Source organism: Planomonospora parontospora, from assembly GCA_014647935.1.
GTDB classification, from domain to species: Bacteria; Actinomycetota; Actinomycetes; order Streptosporangiales; family Streptosporangiaceae; genus Planomonospora; species Planomonospora parontospora.
In genome coordinates this window covers 25105-39826 of sequence record BMQD01000038.1, presented here as the reverse complement: position 1 = coordinate 39826, position 14722 = coordinate 25105, and the positions used below count along the sequence as shown (strand labels likewise).

General features: G+C 75.6%; 16 protein-coding genes. 6 read left to right on the top strand and 10 right to left on the bottom strand.

Features of this window, described 5'->3' with window-relative positions:
* The first annotated feature begins 181 nt into the window (after positions 1–181).
* The 3 genes from IEZ07_RS32620 to IEZ07_RS32610 are packed head-to-tail and all read left to right on the top strand — an operon-like array spanning position 182 to position 1759.
* Positions 182–784: an LGFP repeat-containing protein gene (locus tag IEZ07_RS32620; RefSeq protein ID WP_068893884.1), complete on the top strand. Its 603-nt coding sequence runs from the start codon at positions 182–184 to the stop codon at positions 782–784.
* A gap of 37 nt (positions 785–821) precedes the next feature.
* Complete coding sequence (locus IEZ07_RS32615; RefSeq protein ID WP_191898314.1) at positions 822–1427, top strand: LGFP repeat-containing protein; 606 nt, start codon at positions 822–824, stop codon at positions 1425–1427.
* A gap of 53 nt (positions 1428–1480) precedes the next feature.
* Positions 1481–1759, top strand: a complete 279-nt coding sequence (locus tag IEZ07_RS32610) for a hypothetical protein (RefSeq protein ID WP_191898313.1) — start codon at positions 1481–1483, stop codon at positions 1757–1759.
* A gap of 112 nt (positions 1760–1871) precedes the next feature.
* Here the strand turns inward: IEZ07_RS32610 and IEZ07_RS32605 are convergent, their stop codons facing one another.
* The 10 genes from IEZ07_RS32605 to IEZ07_RS32560 form a co-directional block, all read right to left on the bottom strand.
* Positions 1872–2363, bottom strand: a complete 492-nt coding sequence (locus IEZ07_RS32605; RefSeq protein ID WP_191898312.1) for a cupin domain-containing protein — start codon at positions 2361–2363, stop codon at positions 1872–1874.
* A gap of 5 nt (positions 2364–2368) precedes the next feature.
* On the bottom strand, positions 2369–3394 hold the full coding sequence (locus IEZ07_RS32600) for a UDP-glucuronic acid decarboxylase family protein (protein ID WP_191898311.1): 1026 nt from the start codon (positions 3392–3394) through the stop codon (positions 2369–2371).
* Positions 3391–4623 carry a glycosyltransferase family 9 protein gene (locus IEZ07_RS32595; protein WP_191898310.1) on the bottom strand — a complete coding sequence of 411 codons (1233 nt, stop codon included), beginning with the start codon at positions 4621–4623 and terminating at the stop codon, positions 3391–3393. The genes IEZ07_RS32600 and IEZ07_RS32595 overlap by 4 nt, the downstream gene beginning before the upstream one ends.
* 28 nt (positions 4624–4651) lie before the next feature.
* On the bottom strand, positions 4652–5341 hold the full coding sequence (locus IEZ07_RS32590) for an SDR family oxidoreductase (RefSeq protein ID WP_191898309.1): 690 nt from the start codon (positions 5339–5341) through the stop codon (positions 4652–4654).
* A gap of 17 nt (positions 5342–5358) precedes the next feature.
* On the bottom strand, positions 5359–6771 hold the full coding sequence (gene rfaE2, locus IEZ07_RS32585) for a D-glycero-beta-D-manno-heptose 1-phosphate adenylyltransferase (protein WP_191898308.1): 1413 nt from the start codon (positions 6769–6771) through the stop codon (positions 5359–5361).
* Positions 6768–7319: a D-sedoheptulose-7-phosphate isomerase gene (locus tag IEZ07_RS32580; RefSeq protein ID WP_191898307.1), complete on the bottom strand. Its 552-nt coding sequence runs from the start codon at positions 7317–7319 to the stop codon at positions 6768–6770. The genes rfaE2 and IEZ07_RS32580 overlap by 4 nt, the downstream gene beginning before the upstream one ends.
* Before the next feature lie 6 nt (positions 7320–7325).
* Positions 7326–8528 (bottom strand): glycosyltransferase, encoded by a 1203-nt coding sequence (locus IEZ07_RS32575; protein WP_191898306.1) that lies wholly within the window; start codon positions 8526–8528, stop codon positions 7326–7328.
* Entirely contained in the window at positions 8525–9715 is a 1191-nt protein-coding gene (locus IEZ07_RS32570) for a glycosyltransferase family 9 protein (RefSeq protein WP_239321172.1), read from the bottom strand. Before IEZ07_RS32570 ends, IEZ07_RS32575 begins: the two co-directional genes overlap by 4 nt.
* 119 nt (positions 9716–9834) lie before the next feature.
* The gene (locus IEZ07_RS32565) at positions 9835–10872 is read right to left on the bottom strand and encodes a glycosyltransferase family 2 protein (protein WP_191898305.1); all 1038 of its coding nucleotides are present in this window, start codon (positions 10870–10872) and stop codon (positions 9835–9837) included.
* Positions 10869–12509: a carbamoyltransferase family protein gene (locus IEZ07_RS32560; RefSeq protein ID WP_191898304.1), complete on the bottom strand. Its 1641-nt coding sequence runs from the start codon at positions 12507–12509 to the stop codon at positions 10869–10871. Before IEZ07_RS32560 ends, IEZ07_RS32565 begins: the two co-directional genes overlap by 4 nt.
* Before the next feature lie 190 nt (positions 12510–12699).
* Here IEZ07_RS32560 and IEZ07_RS32555 point away from each other — a divergent pair, with 190 nt between their 5' ends.
* From IEZ07_RS32555 to IEZ07_RS32545, 3 genes are read left to right on the top strand one after another with little or no spacing between them, the layout of a single operon-like run.
* On the top strand, positions 12700–13260 hold the full coding sequence (locus IEZ07_RS32555; protein ID WP_275413882.1) for a D-glycero-alpha-D-manno-heptose-1,7-bisphosphate 7-phosphatase: 561 nt from the start codon (positions 12700–12702) through the stop codon (positions 13258–13260).
* Complete coding sequence (locus IEZ07_RS32550) at positions 13257–14216, top strand: glycosyltransferase (RefSeq protein WP_191898303.1); 960 nt, start codon at positions 13257–13259, stop codon at positions 14214–14216. The genes IEZ07_RS32555 and IEZ07_RS32550 overlap by 4 nt, the downstream gene beginning before the upstream one ends.
* Positions 14217–14267: 51 nt before the next feature.
* Positions 14268–14663, top strand: coding sequence for a hypothetical protein (locus IEZ07_RS32545; protein WP_191898302.1), 396 nt, complete (start codon positions 14268–14270; stop codon positions 14661–14663).
* Positions 14664–14722: the final 59 nt, after the last annotated feature.

The window sequence follows — 14722 nt, the reverse complement described above, 5'->3', positions numbered from 1 at the left end:
CGCAAGTGCCTCGGCTACCGAACCCCGGCCCAATGTGTTGCCTTGACTCTTTGAATCTAAGCCATTTTTCATGAAATGCGCTCCGAGTAAGCCGCTCTCAAGCCGGGGCAGGCCGGGTGAAAGCAGCTCGTCGTACATACGAGGTGTCAGCGCGAACCCCTTTTCCGGAAGGACTCCTCCGATGAGCCGCACCTCCCGCTCACTCCTCGGCCTCGCCGCGGCGGTCGCGACGGCCGCCGCCGTGGTGGCGCCCGCCACCACCGCGCAGGCCGCCACCGCCCGCACCGCGTGCGACGCCTCCCTCGTCGCCCCCGCCGGCAGCCTCATCGGCGGCCTGTGGCGCTCCAACGGCGGCCAGAGCAGCGTCTACGGCTGCCCCGTCACCAAGGAGTACGGCTACCCCGACAAGCAGGGCTCCTGGCAGCGCTTCCGCAACGGCAAGATCGTCTGGTCCCCGAACCTCGGCGGCGGCACCCTGGTCCGCGTCTACGGCAAGGGCCAGAACATCGTCTTCAAGTGGAGCGGCCTGGGCCGCGACTGGGACTTCTTCAACGTCCGCTGGAGCAAGGACGGCGGCCGGGCCACCCAGGTCCAGGTCCGCAGGCTGACCCCGTGGAGCGGCCAGTACGTGATGTCCCCCTACGTCAAGGACGGCATCGGCACGACGACCAACGGCCACGAGGTGAACAGGTTCGCCTTCGTCGTCCAGGGCTGCGACCGCGGCACCTTCGGCTCCGACTGCGGCCCGTGGAGCATCCCCACCTCCATCGACCTCGCGCACTGACCCCCGACCGCCACCAGGCACGAGAAGGAGCCCTCCGATGCCCACCGCCCGCACCCTGCTCGCCACCGCCGCCGCGGCGGTCGCGGGTCTCACCCTCCTGGCCCCCGCCACCGCGGCGCGGGCCGCCACCGCCCGCACCGCGTGCGACGCCTCCCTCGTCGCCCCCGCCGGCAGCCTCATCGGCGATCTGTGGCGCTCCAACGGCGGCCAGAACAGCGCCTACGGCTGCCCCGTCACCAAGGAGTACGGCTACGCCGGCAAACGCGGCTCCTACCAGGGCTTCCGCAACGGCAAGATCGTCTGGTCCCCGAACCTCGGCGGCGGCACCCTGGTCCGCGTCTACGAGTCGGGGAACAGGATCGTCTTCCGGTGGAGCGGTCTGGGCCGCGACTGGGACTTCTTCAACGTCCGCTGGAGCAAGGACGCCCACCTGGGCAACCGGACCCACCAGGTGAAGGTCGCCCGGCTGACCCCGTGGAGCGGAGCCCTGTCCCTGCCCAAGAACGTGGCCGTCGACTACGACGACACCGTCAGCCACGGCAGGGCGACGGACAGGTGGGCCTTCGTCGTCCAGGGCTGCGACCGCGGCACCTTCGGCTCCGACTGCGGCCCGTGGAGCATCACCAACGCCTACGTCGACTGACGCCCCTCCCCTGCGGTCCTGGATGTCGCCGGGTGTTGTGGAACAATCGCCGTATGCCACGCTTCAAGCTCCTCACCGTCGAGGAGGCACGGACGCTGAGCCGGAGCGAGCTCCTCCCCCGGATCGAGGAGGAGCAGAAGTACTGGTACCGGCGGATGAACGGCAGTGAGATCCGCGTCGGCGACGACGAGGCGTTCAAGACCTTCAACCAGATCATGCACATCGTCATCGCCCCGGGCCGCCCCTTCCCCGGGGCGCAGGGTTCCCTCGACGGCGATGCCCTCGACCGGGACTACTGGACGAGACCACTCGGCGAGCTCGGCGACCTCTGATCCGGGCGCTCCGGACGAGACCCGCCGACGCGGCGCAGAGGCAGAGCCGGGGAACCGGGAGCAGGACCCGCGGCACGACGGCGGTTCCCCTCGTCCGTCCGGCGAACCGCTGTCAGACCCAGTAGGTGTCGTGCCGGATGAAGAACTCCGTCATCTCCTCCTCACTGGGCCGTCCCGAGACGGCGAACTCCGCCAGCCCCTCGAAGTACCCCTCCCGTGGGGCTCCGGGCGCGAAGTGCAGCAGCATCGAGGCCGGCTCGCCCGACTCGTTGCGGAAGGCGTGCACGCCGCCCTCGGGGACGTGCACGTAGTCCCCCGGGGCCGTGTCGATCCAGCGGGCGCCGTCGAAGATCCGCACCGTCCCGGAGAGGATGTAGAACGACTCGGAGATCGACCGGTGGAAGTGCGCGTCCGGCCCCGACGGGTTCGGGCCCATGTCCCACCGGTAGAGGCCGAACCTCCCGCCCGTGGAGGCCCCCGTCGCCAGGTAGTGCACCACGGTGCCGCCGTTGGGATAGGTCAGCTCGGGCTCGTGCCCGGCGGGCCGGAAGGTCGCGTTGACCTCGCCTCCGTCGCCGAGATACCGCGGATCCGGATATGTCATGATCTTTAATTTACCGGTGCGCCCTGCCCCCGGGACACCGGCTCGGGCCGGCGGAGCTCCTCGGTGAACCAGGCGATGGTACGGCGCAGCCCGTCCAGGACGTCCACCTCCGGCCGCCAGCCCAGCCGGGACTCGGCCAGCGAGGTGTCGGGCCGCCGGACGGCCGGGTCATCGGCGGGCCGTTCCACGAACTCGATCGGCGAGGACGATCCGGTCAGGTCGCGGATCGTCTCGGCGAGGGCGAGCATGGTCAGCTCCGCCGGGTTACCGATGTTGACGGGGCCGGTGAAGTCGCTCTCCGCCAGGGCGAGGATGCCCTCGACCGTGTCGGTGACGTAGCAGACGGAGCGGGTCTGGCCGCCGTCGCCGGCCACGGTGATCGGTTCGCCGGACAGCGCCTGGCGGATGAAGGTGGGGATGGCGCGGCCGTCGTGCGGGCGCATCCGCGGCCCGTAGGTGTTGAAGATCCGCACGATCGCCGTGTCGGTCCCGTGCGAGTTGCGGTAGGCCGTGGTCAGCGACTCGGCGAAGCGTTTGGCCTCGTCGTAGACGCTGCGCGGCCCGACCGGGTTGACGTTGCCCCAGTAGCCCTCCCGCTGCGGGTGCTCCAGCGGGTCGCCGTACACCTCGCTGGTGGAGGCGAGCACGAAGCGGGCGCCCTTGTCCTTGGCGAGGCCGAGGGCGTGCAGGGTGCCGAGGCTGCCCACCTTGAGCGTCTCGATGGGGTGGCGCAGGTAGTCAACCGGGGAGGCCGCCGAGGCGAAGTGGAGCACGAGGTCGACGTCGCCGGGCACGTGCACGAAGCCGGTGAGGTCGCACTCGACGAGCCGGAACTCCGGCCGGCCCATCAGGTGCGCGACGTTGTCCGGCGAGCCGGTCAGGAAGTTGTCCATGCAGATCACCTCCGTCCCCCGCTCGATCAGCCGCTCGCACAGGTAGGAGCCGAGGAAGCCGGCTCCGCCGGTCACCACGGCCCGGCGGGCGCCCCGCCGGGCGCCGTCACCGTCTCGCCGGTGGGTCGGAAGACTCATCGGACGTTCACCTCCAGTCGGTCGAGTGCGGCGTCGAGGACCTGCGGGACCTCGATCCGCAGCAGCCCGGGATCGGGCCGCTCTCCATGGGGGTCTCCACGCGACCCGGCCCACAGCGCGGTGTGCGGCCCGCCGGGCGGCGGCCCCCACAGGGCGGGCGGGACGGGTCCGAACAGCACCACGGACGGGGTGGCGAACGCGCTGGCCAGGTGGGCCACCCCGGTGTCGCCGCAGACGACCAGCCGGGCGCGGGCCACCAGGGCGGCCAGTTCCGGCAGGCCGGTGCGCCCGGCCAGGACCCGGTCGGCGGGCAGCCCGGCGAGGGCTGCCACCCGCCGCGCGAGGCCGAGTTCCGCCGCGCCGCCGGTGACCGCCACGTCGTGGCCGGCCTCGCGCAGTCCCGCCGCCACCCGGGCGAATCGCTCCGGCGGCCAGCGCCGGGCGGGGTACGCGGCTCCGGGATGGACCAGGACCGGGCCGGTCCGCTCTCCCGCCGGTGCCGGTCCCGCCGGACCTGACGGGCCGGGTGAACCTGACGGGCCGGGCGAACCTGACGAGTCTGGTGAACCGGGTGAACCGGGCAGGCCAGGCGGGCCCTGCAGACCGGGCGTACCAGGCGGACCCGGCAGACGGGGCGTACCAGGCGGACCCGCCAGGCCGGGCGGGTAGGCGGGATCGGCCAGCAGCAGGTCGGCCGGGTCGGCGGGCAGGCCGTACCAGCCGAGCAGGCCGCACCAGCGGCGCACCTCGTGCACCTCCTCGCACCACCGCGGGCCCTCCGCCCCGGGGACCTCCGGGTGCGCGTGGGCCAGGAGCCGGCCCGGCCCGGTGCGCAGCAGCGCGGCGGTGCTCTGCGGGCCGCGGCCGTGCAGGTTCACCGCGATGTTCGGGGCCTCCACGGGGACGCGTTCGGGGACCGGGTCCGGTCCGGGCACGTCGCACAGCTCGTCGACGGCGCCGATCAGCGGCACCAGCCCGGCCAGCGCCGCCGGGGCCGCCAGCGTGATCCGGTGGCCGGGGAAGGCGCGGCGCAGCGCCCGCAGCGCGGGCACGGCGGTGAGCAGGTCGCCCAGCCCGAGCGCGCGCAGCGCCAGCAGCACGGGCCGATCGTCGCCGTCCCCTCCCGTCCGGCCCTTCCCGCGCTCCGCCGTCCCGGCCCGGCCGTCGCCGTCCCCTCCCGTCCGGCCCTTCCCGCGCTCCGCCGTCCCGGCCCGGTCCAGCCCGCTCATCGCGGTCCGCGCGCGGCCGGGGCCCCGGTCAGGGCCACGACGTCTCCGTGGACGGGCAGACGACGAGTTCCCTGACCTCGCAGCCCTCCGGCTGGCTCAGCGCGAACACCACGGCCGCGGCCACGTCCTCCGGCCTGTTGAGCCGCGCGTCGGGTCCCGGCTTGTACTGCGGGGCGCGGTCGTCGAAGAAGTGGGTCTGCATGCCGCCGGGGATCAGCAGGGTCACACCCACCTGCCCGGCGAGCTCGGCCGCCAGCGCCCGGGTGAACCCGACGACGGCGAACTTGGACGCGCAGTAGGCGGTGGCGTCGCTCAGCGCGCGCAGGCCGAGCGTGGAGGCGCAGGTCACGACCCGCCCGCGGGAGGCGGTCAGGTACGGCAGCGCGGCGCGGACGACCGAGGCGGTGCCGAGCAGGTTGACCTGGATCACCCGCTCCCAGCGGTCGGCGGGCACGTCGGCCAGGCGGCCGCAGGCGTCGGTGCCCGCGGCGGTGACGACCCCGTCGAGCCCTCCGCCCCGCTCCGCCAGCTCGGTGACGGCCCGCTCCGCCTCGCGGCGGTCGGACAGGTCGGCCACCACGTGCTCGACGTCGTAGGCGGGGACGTTCACGTCGGCGACCAGCGGCCGCCCGCCGGCCTTGGCGACGGCCTCGGCGCAGGCCAGGCCGAGGCCGGACGCGCCGCCGGTGATCAGGATGTTCCCCAGTGTCGCAGGCATTGCCGTTCCTCCAGGTCTCACAGCGCCGCGCGGGCGGCGGCGATCAGGTTGGTCGTGGACTGTCCGGGGACCAGGGGGAGGATGACGGTCTCGCCGCCCGCGCGGTGGACTACCTCGGCCTCGGGCAGGTCGGACTCGGTGTAGTCGCCGCCCTTGACCCACACGTCGGGGCGGAGCCGCTCGATCAGCGCGGCGGGGGTGCTCTCGTCGAAGACCGCCACGGCGTCGACGCACTCCAGCGCGCGCAGCACCTCGGTCCGGTCCTCCTCGCCCACGACGGGGCGCCCGGCCCCCTTGAGGCGGCGGACGGAGTCGTCGGAGTTGACGCAGACGATCAGCGCGTCGCCCAGGGCCCTGGCCCGCCGCAGCAGGCTGACGTGGCCGGCGTGGAGCAGGTCGAAGCAGCCGCCGGTGGCGACCAGCCTGCCTCCCGCGGCGCGGACCACCTGGGCGACCTCCAGGGGCGTGCGCGGCCGGTCGCCCAGGCCGGGGAGCCGGCCGCCGGGCGCCGGGTCGGGCAGCCGGACGGCGGCCGCTCCCCCGCCCTCCACGAAGCCTCCGGCCTCGCGGGACGCCGCCGCGACGGCGTCCTCGGCGCGCGCGCCGTCGCGGAGCGCCAGCGCGGCGGCCCCCGCGAACCGGTCGCCCGCGCCGCACGCGTCCGTTCCGGCCGCCACCTGGGGTGACGGGACCCGGACCACCGCGCCGCCGCGGCGGGCGACGGCCGCACCCCGGGCGCCCAGGGTGACGGCCACCGCCTCGGCGGCGAACGCGCGGGCCAGATGGCGGGCCGCCTGCTCGGGCGAGGTGTACGGCTCCGGCGCGCACAGCAGCCGGGCCTCGGCCTCGTTCGGCGTGACGAGCGCGCAGCCGGGGGCCGGGACCGGCCCGCGCGGGTGCGGGTCCCAGACCACCGGCGCCGAGGTCAGTGCGGTCGTCTCCCGCAGGGCCTCCGCCGTGCCGAGGCCGTAGTCGGAGACCAGGACCGCGCCCGCGCCGCGGAGCGCCGCGGCGGCCCGGCGGGCGTCGAGCCCGAGCGGATGCGCCCGGCCCTCGCCGGTGCCGAGTCCGAGCGGATGTGCCCGGCCCTCGCCGGTGTCGAGCCGGAGCAGGGTCTGGCCCCGGACCCGGATCCGGGTCTTGGCGACGGTCCCGCCCCGCAGCGGCAGCCCGACCACCTCCATCGAGCCGGAGAGCGCCTCCCGCAGCCACCGGCCGGGTTCGTCGTCGCCGAGCGCGGTGACCAGGACGACCTCCGCCCCGGTGCGGGCCGCGAGCAGGGCGGCGAGACCGGCCCCTCCGGGGCGGCGGTTGCGGCGGCCCGCGGCCACCACGGGGACCGGCGCGTCGGGGCAGAGCCGTTCGGCCTCGCCCTCGACGTCCACGTCGAGCAGCGTGTCGCCGACGACGACGAGCGGCCCCGGCCTCATGCGGCAGCCTCCTCGATCGCGTGGCAGAGCATGTGGATCACCGCGAGGTGCACCTCCTGGACGGTCGCGGTGTCGGCGGCCGCCACGGGGAGGGCGTCGTCGCAGAGGTCGGCGAGGGGGTTGGGCGCCGGGCCGGTCAGCGCCCAGGTCGTGAGGCCGCACTCGCGGGCGGCGAGCGCGGCGGCCAGGACGTTCGGGCTGGAACCGCTGGTGGACAGGCACATCAGGACGTCCCCGGGGCGCCCGTGCGCCCGTACCTGGCGGGCGTAGACCTCCTGGGCGCCGAAGTCGTTGGCGATCGCGGAGACGCTGGAGGTGTCGGCGTGCAGCGGGATCGCCGCGTACGGCCGGCGGTCGTCCCGGAAGCGGCCGACCAGCTCCGCGGTGAGGTGCTGGGCCTCGGCGGCGGATCCGCCGTTGCCGCAGGCGAGCAGGCGGCCGCCGCCGGTGAGCACGGCCGCGAGCTTCCGCCCCCAGCCGGCGATGGTCTCGGTCTCGTCGTCCACCGCGGCGAGCGCGGTGCTCAGGCGTGACAGGTGTGGGTGCATGGTTCTTCAGCCTCCCGCGGCGGCGGCGATCCGGCCCCGGGTCCGGTGGCCGGTGATCACGTCCAGGTAGACGGCCTCGGTCCGCTCGGCGATCCGGGGCCAGCCGTACCCGGATCTGGCGCGGCGCTCGCCGGACAGTGCGAGGGCCGCACGCAGGTCAGGGCGTTTCAGCAGGTCACTGAGGGCCCGGGCGAGGGCCCGGGGGCGGCGGGGCGGGACCAGCATGCCGCAGCCCGCCACCGTGTCCAGGTGCCCGCCGACGGAGGAGGCGACCACCGGGATCCCGCAGGCCATGGCCTCCACGACGGCGATGCCGAACGGCTCGTACCAGGGCACGCTGACCACGACGTCGGCCGAGCGCATCAGGGCGGGGACGTCGGCGCGGCCGACGCTGCCGACCACGCTGACCCGGTCGGAGAGCCCGTGGGCGGCGGCCAGCCGCTCCAGCCGCCGCGCCTCCTCGTCGTCCGGCGCGCCGCCGGCGATCACCAGTTCGGCGCCGGGCAGGGCGCGCAGGGCCTCGACGACGGTGCCGACGCCCTTGCGCGGCACCATGCGCCCGATGCTGAGGATGCGCGGCCGCCGCCCGCGCGGCGCGGCCGGGCCGTCCGGGTGGAACAGTTCGAGGTCGACGCCGCACGGCACGATGGTGACCCGCTCGGCGGGCACCCCCATCGCGATCAACTCGTTCACCTCGTCGGTGCAGGTGGCGACGGTCAGCTGGGCGCCGTGCCCGATGGCGGTCTCGGCGGCGATCCGCTGCGGCGGGCTGGTGTCCGCCGTGCCCTGCCAGCGCCGCTTCACCGTGCCGAGGGCGTGGAAGGTCTGCACGACCGGCACGCCGAGGGGCCGGGCGGCCTCCAGCGCGGCCAGGCCGCTCATCCAGAAGTGCGCGTGGACCACGTCGGGCCTGCTGCGCCGCCAGCGCCGCCGCAGGTGCGCGGCGAAGGCCGGCATGTACGGCGGCAGCAGGTCCTTGGACACGGGGGCGGCGGGACCGGCCGGGACGTGCTCCACGGTCACGCCGGGGCAGAGCGCCACCGCGTCGGGGGCGCCGGGGTCGTCGCGCCGGGTGTGCACGACGACCTCGTGTCCCCGCTCGGCCAGCGCCGCCGCCAGCGCCGCCACGTGCACGTTCTGCCCGCCGGCGTCGACTCCGCCGATGGCCGCGAGCGGGTTCGCGTGCTCGGACACCAGAGCGATTCTCATACGGTTGCCTCCCTTGGCGCGGCCACGCGGCCGACGGCCTCGGCGACCTCCTCGGCCGGGACGGACGACAGGCAGGGGTGGCCGGGGATCGGGCAGTTCCTGGCCCTGCTCCCGCGGCAGGGGGCGTGCTGGTCGCCGAGGACGACGGACGGCACGCCGTACGGCGCCCAGCGTGCGGCCGGGACGACGGGGGCGAACAGGCTGACGACGGGGGTGCCGACCGCCGCGGCCAGGTGGGCGGGGCCGGTGTTGGCCGCGACCACCGCGCACGCTCCGGCGATCACCCCGGCCAGTTCGGCGAGGTTCGTCCGCCCGCCGAGGTCGAGCACACTCCCCGGCCCGGCGGGCGCCCGGTGCCCGGGGGCGAGCCCGTGCTCGGCGGCCCCGGGGGTGAGCCCGTGCGCTGCGGCCCCCGCGGTGAACGCGTCCGCGGCGGGCCGGTCGGCGGGTCCGGCGACGCTCGCCGTCAGCACCCGCTCGCCGGGGCCACCGGTCACCACGACCCTGCGGCCCTCGGCGGCGAGCAGCCGGACCAGCCGGGCCCAGCTCTCGGCCGGCCACGCCCGCGCGGGCGCCGAGACGCCCGGATGCACGACCACGTATCCGGGCGGCCCGGTCAGGCGGCCGGCGTCGGGCAGCGGCCGCCGTACGGCGAGCCGGCCGTCGTCGCCGGGGGGCAGGTCGAAGCCGGCCTGGCGGGCCAGGCCCAGCATGCGCTCGGCCTCGGGCACGTCCGCGTCCTCGCCGTCCTCGTCGACGACCCGCCGCACGTCGAGCAGCGATCCCGGGTAGTCGGTGCTGATCGCGGCGATCCTGGGCGTGCCCGCCAGCCGCAGCAGCAGCGCGAGCGGGAGCGGCGACTGGTGGAAGGAGGTGAAGATCAGCGCCTGTTCCGGCGCCAGCCGCCGGATCTCCCTGATCAGCCGGGTGACGTGGGCGCCGGACACCGGCGGCGGTTCGGGGTCGATCCACGGGGTGCGCCACTCCAGCACCCGCGACACGCCGGGCAGGAGCTCGCCCGCCGCGCGGCCGTGCGGGCCCGCCAGCAGGACGACCTCCCGGGCCCGGGCGGCGACCGCCCGGATCGCGGGCCCGGCCAGCAGGACGTCGCCGGCGTTGTCGAGCCGCGCCACGAGCACGGTCCCCGCCCGCGGGCCCGCCCCGCCCATGCCGTCCATCCGGTCCATCCGGTCCATGCCGTCCGCTTGGTCCGCCCCGTCCGCTTGGTCGGCCCCGTCCGCCCGGTCCACCCGGTTCGCGGCAGGCCGCTCGGGTGGACCCGGCTCCGGGCCCGTGCAGGCGTCCGTCATCGGCGCGCCCTCAGCTCGCCGCGGAGGCGGTGCGCGCAGGCCGCCGGGGGGATGACCGCGCTGGTGACCGCCATCCGCCGGATCTCCTCGGGGGTGCGCGGGCCCGGGGCGATGCGCGCCCAGGCGAACTCCGCGGTCAGCAGCGCCCACGCCGCCGCCGCGGCGGCGGCCGTCCGCCGCCGCCCGGCCAGCCCCGCCCCGGCCGCCAGCAGGCCGAACCCGGTGACGAGCGCGTGCCGGCGGAGCCGGCCGGGCGCGCCGCCGAGCATCGCCCGCCAGCCGGGGCCGTGGACGCGCCGCATCAGCGCGTCGTCGGCGTTGCCCCGCTGGAAGCGCACGCTGGCCCAGAAGCCGTCGTCGCGGACCGGGTGCCGGGTGACGCGCTCCCCCTTGACCAGCCGGTATCCGGCCGCCTGCACGCGCAGTGCGAGGTCGGCGTCCTCCCGGTAGGCGCGCGGGAAGCGCTCGTCGAAACCACCGGTCCGTTCCAGGACCTCGCGCCGGTAGGCCATGTCCGCGGTGATCCAGTCGGCGTCGGCCAGCCCCGCGGTGTTGCGCTCGGCGTCGGTGGGCCTGCGGCCGGCCGGGAGCGGCACCTCGATGCGCCCCTGGCTGCCGCCCACGTCGGCGGGCAGGTCCTCCAGGTCGGCGCGGACGGCCTTGTCCCAGCCGGGCTCGGGGATCACGTCGTCGTCGAGGAAGACGATCCACGGCGTCGACGCCGCCCGCCACCCGGTGTTCCTGGCGGCGGCCGGTCCCCGGCCGCCGGAGCGCAGGACCGTGACCCGCCCTCCGGCCGCGCGTACGGCGGCCAGCACGTCGGCGTCGGTGCCGAGCGAGGCCGGGCCGACGAAGGGCGGGCCGCCGGGCGCGGCGGCGGGCCCGTCCGGGGGAACGCCGTCGGCCTCCCAGCCGTCGCCCGCGAGCGGGTCCGGGCGGTCGTCGACCACGATGACGTCGGTGCCGGGCTCCAGTGCCGCCAGGGTGGCGGTCAGGGTGGGGCGGCCGATCGTCGGCACGACAACAGTGATCATGAAGCGAACACCTTCCCCCGGTGGATCAGGTACGGGCCGAGGACGAGCAGGTCGACCGGGGCCGAGCCGAAGCACTCCAGTGCGTCGCGGGGATCGTCGACCATGGGCCGCCCGGCGGTGTTGAGACTGGTGTTGACCACGACCGGCAGCCCGGTCCTGACCTCGAACTCCTGCAGCATCCGGGCGAGCAGCGGGTCGCCGGCCCGGTCCACCGTCTGGATCCGGGCGGTGCCGTCGACGTGCACGACGGCCGGGATGCGGTCGCGCCACTCGGGGCGCACGTCGTGGACGAAGAGCATGTAGGGGCTCGGGATCGGTCCCCGCTCGAAGATGTCGGCGGCCCGCTCGGCGAGCACCATCGGCGCGATCGGGCGGAACTGCTCGCGGCCCTTGACGTCGTTGAGCCGCTCGGTGTTGGCGGCCCGGCCCGGGTGGGCCATCAGGGAGCGGCGGCCGAGCGCGCGCGGGCCGTACTCGCTGCGCCCCTGGAACCAGGCGACGATGCGGTCGGCGGCGAGCTCGGCGGCGACCGCCGCGGCCAGGTCGGCGGGGCGGTCGTACGGCACCCGCGCCGCGTCGAGCCAGGCGGCCAGTTCCTCGTCGGTCCAGCCGCGGCCGAGGTCGGCGCCGGGCATCGGCGCGGCCGGCTCCCCGGCCGCCTGGGCCAGGTGCAGCGCCCCGCCGAGCGCGGTGCCCGCGTCGCCCGCGGCGGGCTGGACCCAGAGCTCCTCGAAGGGGCCCTCGGCCAGCAGGCGCGTGTTGGCGACGCAGTTGAGCGCCACGCCCCCGGCCATGGTCAGCCGCCGTTCGCCGGTGCGCTCGTGCAGCCACCGGGCGAGGTCGAGCAGGACCTCCTCCAGCCGCTTCTGCACGCTGGCGGCGAGGTCGGCGTGGTCCTCCGACCAGGGCTCCCCCCGGCCGAGCCGCTTGGCGTAGCCGGCCCAGTCGACCGGCTCGACGCGGAACCCGCCGTCGCCGGTGGCGCGGATCAGCTCGCGCAGCTCGCCGAGGAAGCGCGGCTCACCGTAGGAGGCCATGGCCATGACCTTGTACTCGTCGCTGGAGCGCATGAAGCCCAGGTGCTCGGTGACCTCCTCGTACATGAGGCCGAGCGAGTGCGGGAGTTCCTGGGCGGCCAGGACGGTCAGCTCGCCGTCGGCGTAGCGCCCGGCCAGGTGCGAGACCGCCTCACCGCGCCCGTCGCAGACCAGGACGGCCGAGTCGCGGTACGGCGCGGCCAGCCCGGCCGACGCGGCGTGCGCGACGTGGTGAGGCACGTAGCGGACCTGCGCCGGGTCGAGGCCGGGCAGCGCGGTGGCCAGGAAGTTCGGGGCCCGGCGGGCGTAGGTGGTGCGCAGGTCCTCCCAGCGCTCGTCGAGTCCCTGCTGACCGGGCCGGACCAGCGCGGGGTCGTAGGAGTAGGCGACGCCGTCGAGGTCCTCGGGCTTGAGCCCCGCCCGGGCCAGGCACCAGGCGGCCGCCTGCTCGGGCGGCTCCCAGGCGGAGAAGGGCACCGGGCGCTTGCCGTGCTTGCGCCGACTGAACCGCTCCTCCTCCGCGGCCGCCACCACTTCGCCGTCGACGACCAGGGCCGCCGCCGGGTCATGAAAGATCGCATTCAATCCAAGGAATTTCATGCATTCGCCTCCCGCAGACACCTAGTCACTACCGAGAGGAGCGCTTCTCAAACACCGCACCCCGATAGAAGTGCAGCTAGACGGCTTGCAACCAGCACATTGTCACTCTAAGTAGTTTTTTTCTCGGTTAACCCCCGGGCAAACGGGAAGATAGGGAAAAGCAAGGGACGAAGCATTCGGGAGGAATGAAGTGCCGCACGACGAACGACCAGCCGCCATTCTTTTCGACCGTGACGGCACACTCGTGAAAGACGTTCCGTACAACCGCCGGCCCGAGCTGGTCGAGCCGGTCACCGGCGCCGGAGAGGTGCTCGACCGGCTCCGCCGCGCGGGCGTCCGGGTCGGCGTGGTCACCAACCAGTCGGGGGTGGCCAGGGGGCTGATCGGCGCGGAGGAGCTGGCGGCGGTCAACGCCCGCGTCGAGGAGCTGCTCGGCCCGTTCGACGTGTGGGCGGTCTGCCCGCACGATGACGCCGGCGGCTGCGGCTGCCGCAAACCCGCCCCCGGGCTGGTCCTGCGCGCGGCGGAGGAGCTCGGCGCGGACCCCCGCGACTGCGTGGTGATCGGGGACATCGGCCGGGACGTCGAGGCGGCCCGCGCCGCCGGGGCGCGCGGCATCCTGGTCCCGACGGAGGTGACGCTGCCCGAGGAGGTCGCCGCCGCCCCGGAGGTCGCCCCGGACCTCGCCGCCGCGGTCGCTCTGGCGCTCGGCTCCGCCGTGCCCGTCCCCGCCCGGGGAGCTGTGTCGTGAGGATCCTGCTCTGGCACGTGCACGGCTCGTGGACCACGTCCTTCGTCCACGGGGCCCACGACTACCTGGTCCCCCTCACTCCCGACCGGGGCCCCGACGGGCGCGGCCGGGCGCGGACCTTCCCGTGGCCGGAGGCCGTGCGGGAGGTGCCGGCCGACCGGCTGCGCGAGGAGGAGGTCGACCTGGTCGTCCTGCAGCGGCCGCACGAGACCGAGCTGGCCGAGCGGTGGCTGGGCCGGCGCCCGGGGCGGGACGTGCCCGCCGTCTACGTCGAGCACAACACGCCCAAGGGCGAGGTCCCGGCCACCCGGCACCCGCTGGCCGACCGCGACGACGTCCCGCTGGTCCACGTGACCCACTTCAACGCGCTGTTCTGGGACAACGGCCGGGCCCCCGTACGGGTGATCGAGCACGGCGTCCTCGACCCCGGCCCCCTCTACACCGGCGAGCTGCCCCGGGCCGCCGTCGTCGTCAACGAGCCGGTCCGGCGCACCCGCGTGGCGGGCACCGACCTGCTGCCGCGGTTCGCCGAGGAGGCGCCGCTGGACGTGTTCGGCATGAAGGTCACCGGGCTGGCCGGGCACCTGGGGATCCCCCTGGGCGCCTTCGAGGACCTGCCGCAGGCGGCGATGCACGCCGAGCTCGCCCGCCGCCGGGTCTACCTGCACCCCTATCGGTGGACCTCGCTGGGGCTCTCGCTGATCGAGGCCATGATGATCGGCATGCCGGTCGTGGCGCTGGCCGCGACCGAGGCCGTGGAGGCGGTCCCGCCGGAGGCGGGCGTGATCTCGACCCGGGTGTCCGTGCTCGCCGCCGCCCTGGAAGCCTTCACCGGGGAGCCGGAGCTGGCCCGGCAGGTCGGCAAGCACGCCCGGGCCGCCGCCCTGGCCCGCTACGGCCTGCCCCGGTTCCTGTCCGACTGGGACCGCCTGCTCGGCGAGGCGGCCGGGGGCTGATCCGGTGGTCTCCCCTGGTGACTCACGTGATCGCCGGGGCAGAGGGCGGGGATGAGAACGAGAGTGATCCTGGCGACCGCGGTGGCGCTGGCCGCCGGAGCGGCGTCGGCGGGCTGCGCGTCCGCCGACCGGGAGCCGGCCCGGTCCGCGGCGGAGTCGTTCTACGCCGCGGTGACCGCCGGGCAGGGCGGGCGGGCGTGCGCACTGCTGGCCCCCGAGGCCGCCGCGAGCCTCAGGTCCGGCGGTCAGGGGTGCGAGCAGGCCGTGCTGGAACTCGACCTGCCCGGCGGAGCGCCGGGCGGAGCCGAGGTCTGGGGGGACGAGGCCCTGGTACGGCTCGCCCGCGACACCGTCTTCCTGCACCGCTTCCCGCAGGGCTGGCTGGTGCGCGCGGCGGGCTGCCGGCCGCGCGGCGCGCTGCCGTACTCGTGCGAGGTGGAGGGGTGACCATGCGGGTGATGTTCGCCGTGACCGTCGTCGTCATCGTGGCGGGCCTGGCGTACGTC

Bases quoted from the DNA above. Each gene is read 5' to 3' on its own strand.
- IEZ07_RS32620 (WP_068893884.1), top strand. From the start codon at position 182: ATGAGCCGCACCTCCCGCTCACTCCTCGGCCTCGCCGCGGCGGTCGCG.
- IEZ07_RS32615 (WP_191898314.1), top strand. From the start codon at position 822: ATGCCCACCGCCCGCACCCTGCTCGCCACCGCCGCCGCGGCGGTCGCG.
- IEZ07_RS32610 (WP_191898313.1), top strand. From the start codon at position 1,481: ATGCCACGCTTCAAGCTCCTCACCGTCGAGGAGGCACGGACGCTGAGC.
- IEZ07_RS32605 (WP_191898312.1), bottom strand. From the start codon at position 2,363: ATGACATATCCGGATCCGCGGTATCTCGGCGACGGAGGCGAGGTCAAC.
- IEZ07_RS32600 (WP_191898311.1), bottom strand. From the start codon at position 3,394: ATGAGTCTTCCGACCCACCGGCGAGACGGTGACGGCGCCCGGCGGGGC.
- IEZ07_RS32595 (WP_191898310.1), bottom strand. From the start codon at position 4,623: ATGAGCGGGCTGGACCGGGCCGGGACGGCGGAGCGCGGGAAGGGCCGG.
- IEZ07_RS32590 (WP_191898309.1), bottom strand. From the start codon at position 5,341: ATGCCTGCGACACTGGGGAACATCCTGATCACCGGCGGCGCGTCCGGC.
- rfaE2 (WP_191898308.1), bottom strand. From the start codon at position 6,771: ATGAGGCCGGGGCCGCTCGTCGTCGTCGGCGACACGCTGCTCGACGTG.
- IEZ07_RS32580 (WP_191898307.1), bottom strand. From the start codon at position 7,319: ATGCACCCACACCTGTCACGCCTGAGCACCGCGCTCGCCGCGGTGGAC.
- IEZ07_RS32575 (WP_191898306.1), bottom strand. From the start codon at position 8,528: ATGAGAATCGCTCTGGTGTCCGAGCACGCGAACCCGCTCGCGGCCATC.
- IEZ07_RS32570 (WP_239321172.1), bottom strand. From the start codon at position 9,715: ATGGACCGGATGGACGGCATGGGCGGGGCGGGCCCGCGGGCGGGGACC.
- IEZ07_RS32565 (WP_191898305.1), bottom strand. From the start codon at position 10,872: ATGATCACTGTTGTCGTGCCGACGATCGGCCGCCCCACCCTGACCGCC.
- IEZ07_RS32560 (WP_191898304.1), bottom strand. From the start codon at position 12,509: ATGAAATTCCTTGGATTGAATGCGATCTTTCATGACCCGGCGGCGGCC.
- IEZ07_RS32545 (WP_191898302.1), top strand. From the start codon at position 14,268: ATGAGAACGAGAGTGATCCTGGCGACCGCGGTGGCGCTGGCCGCCGGA.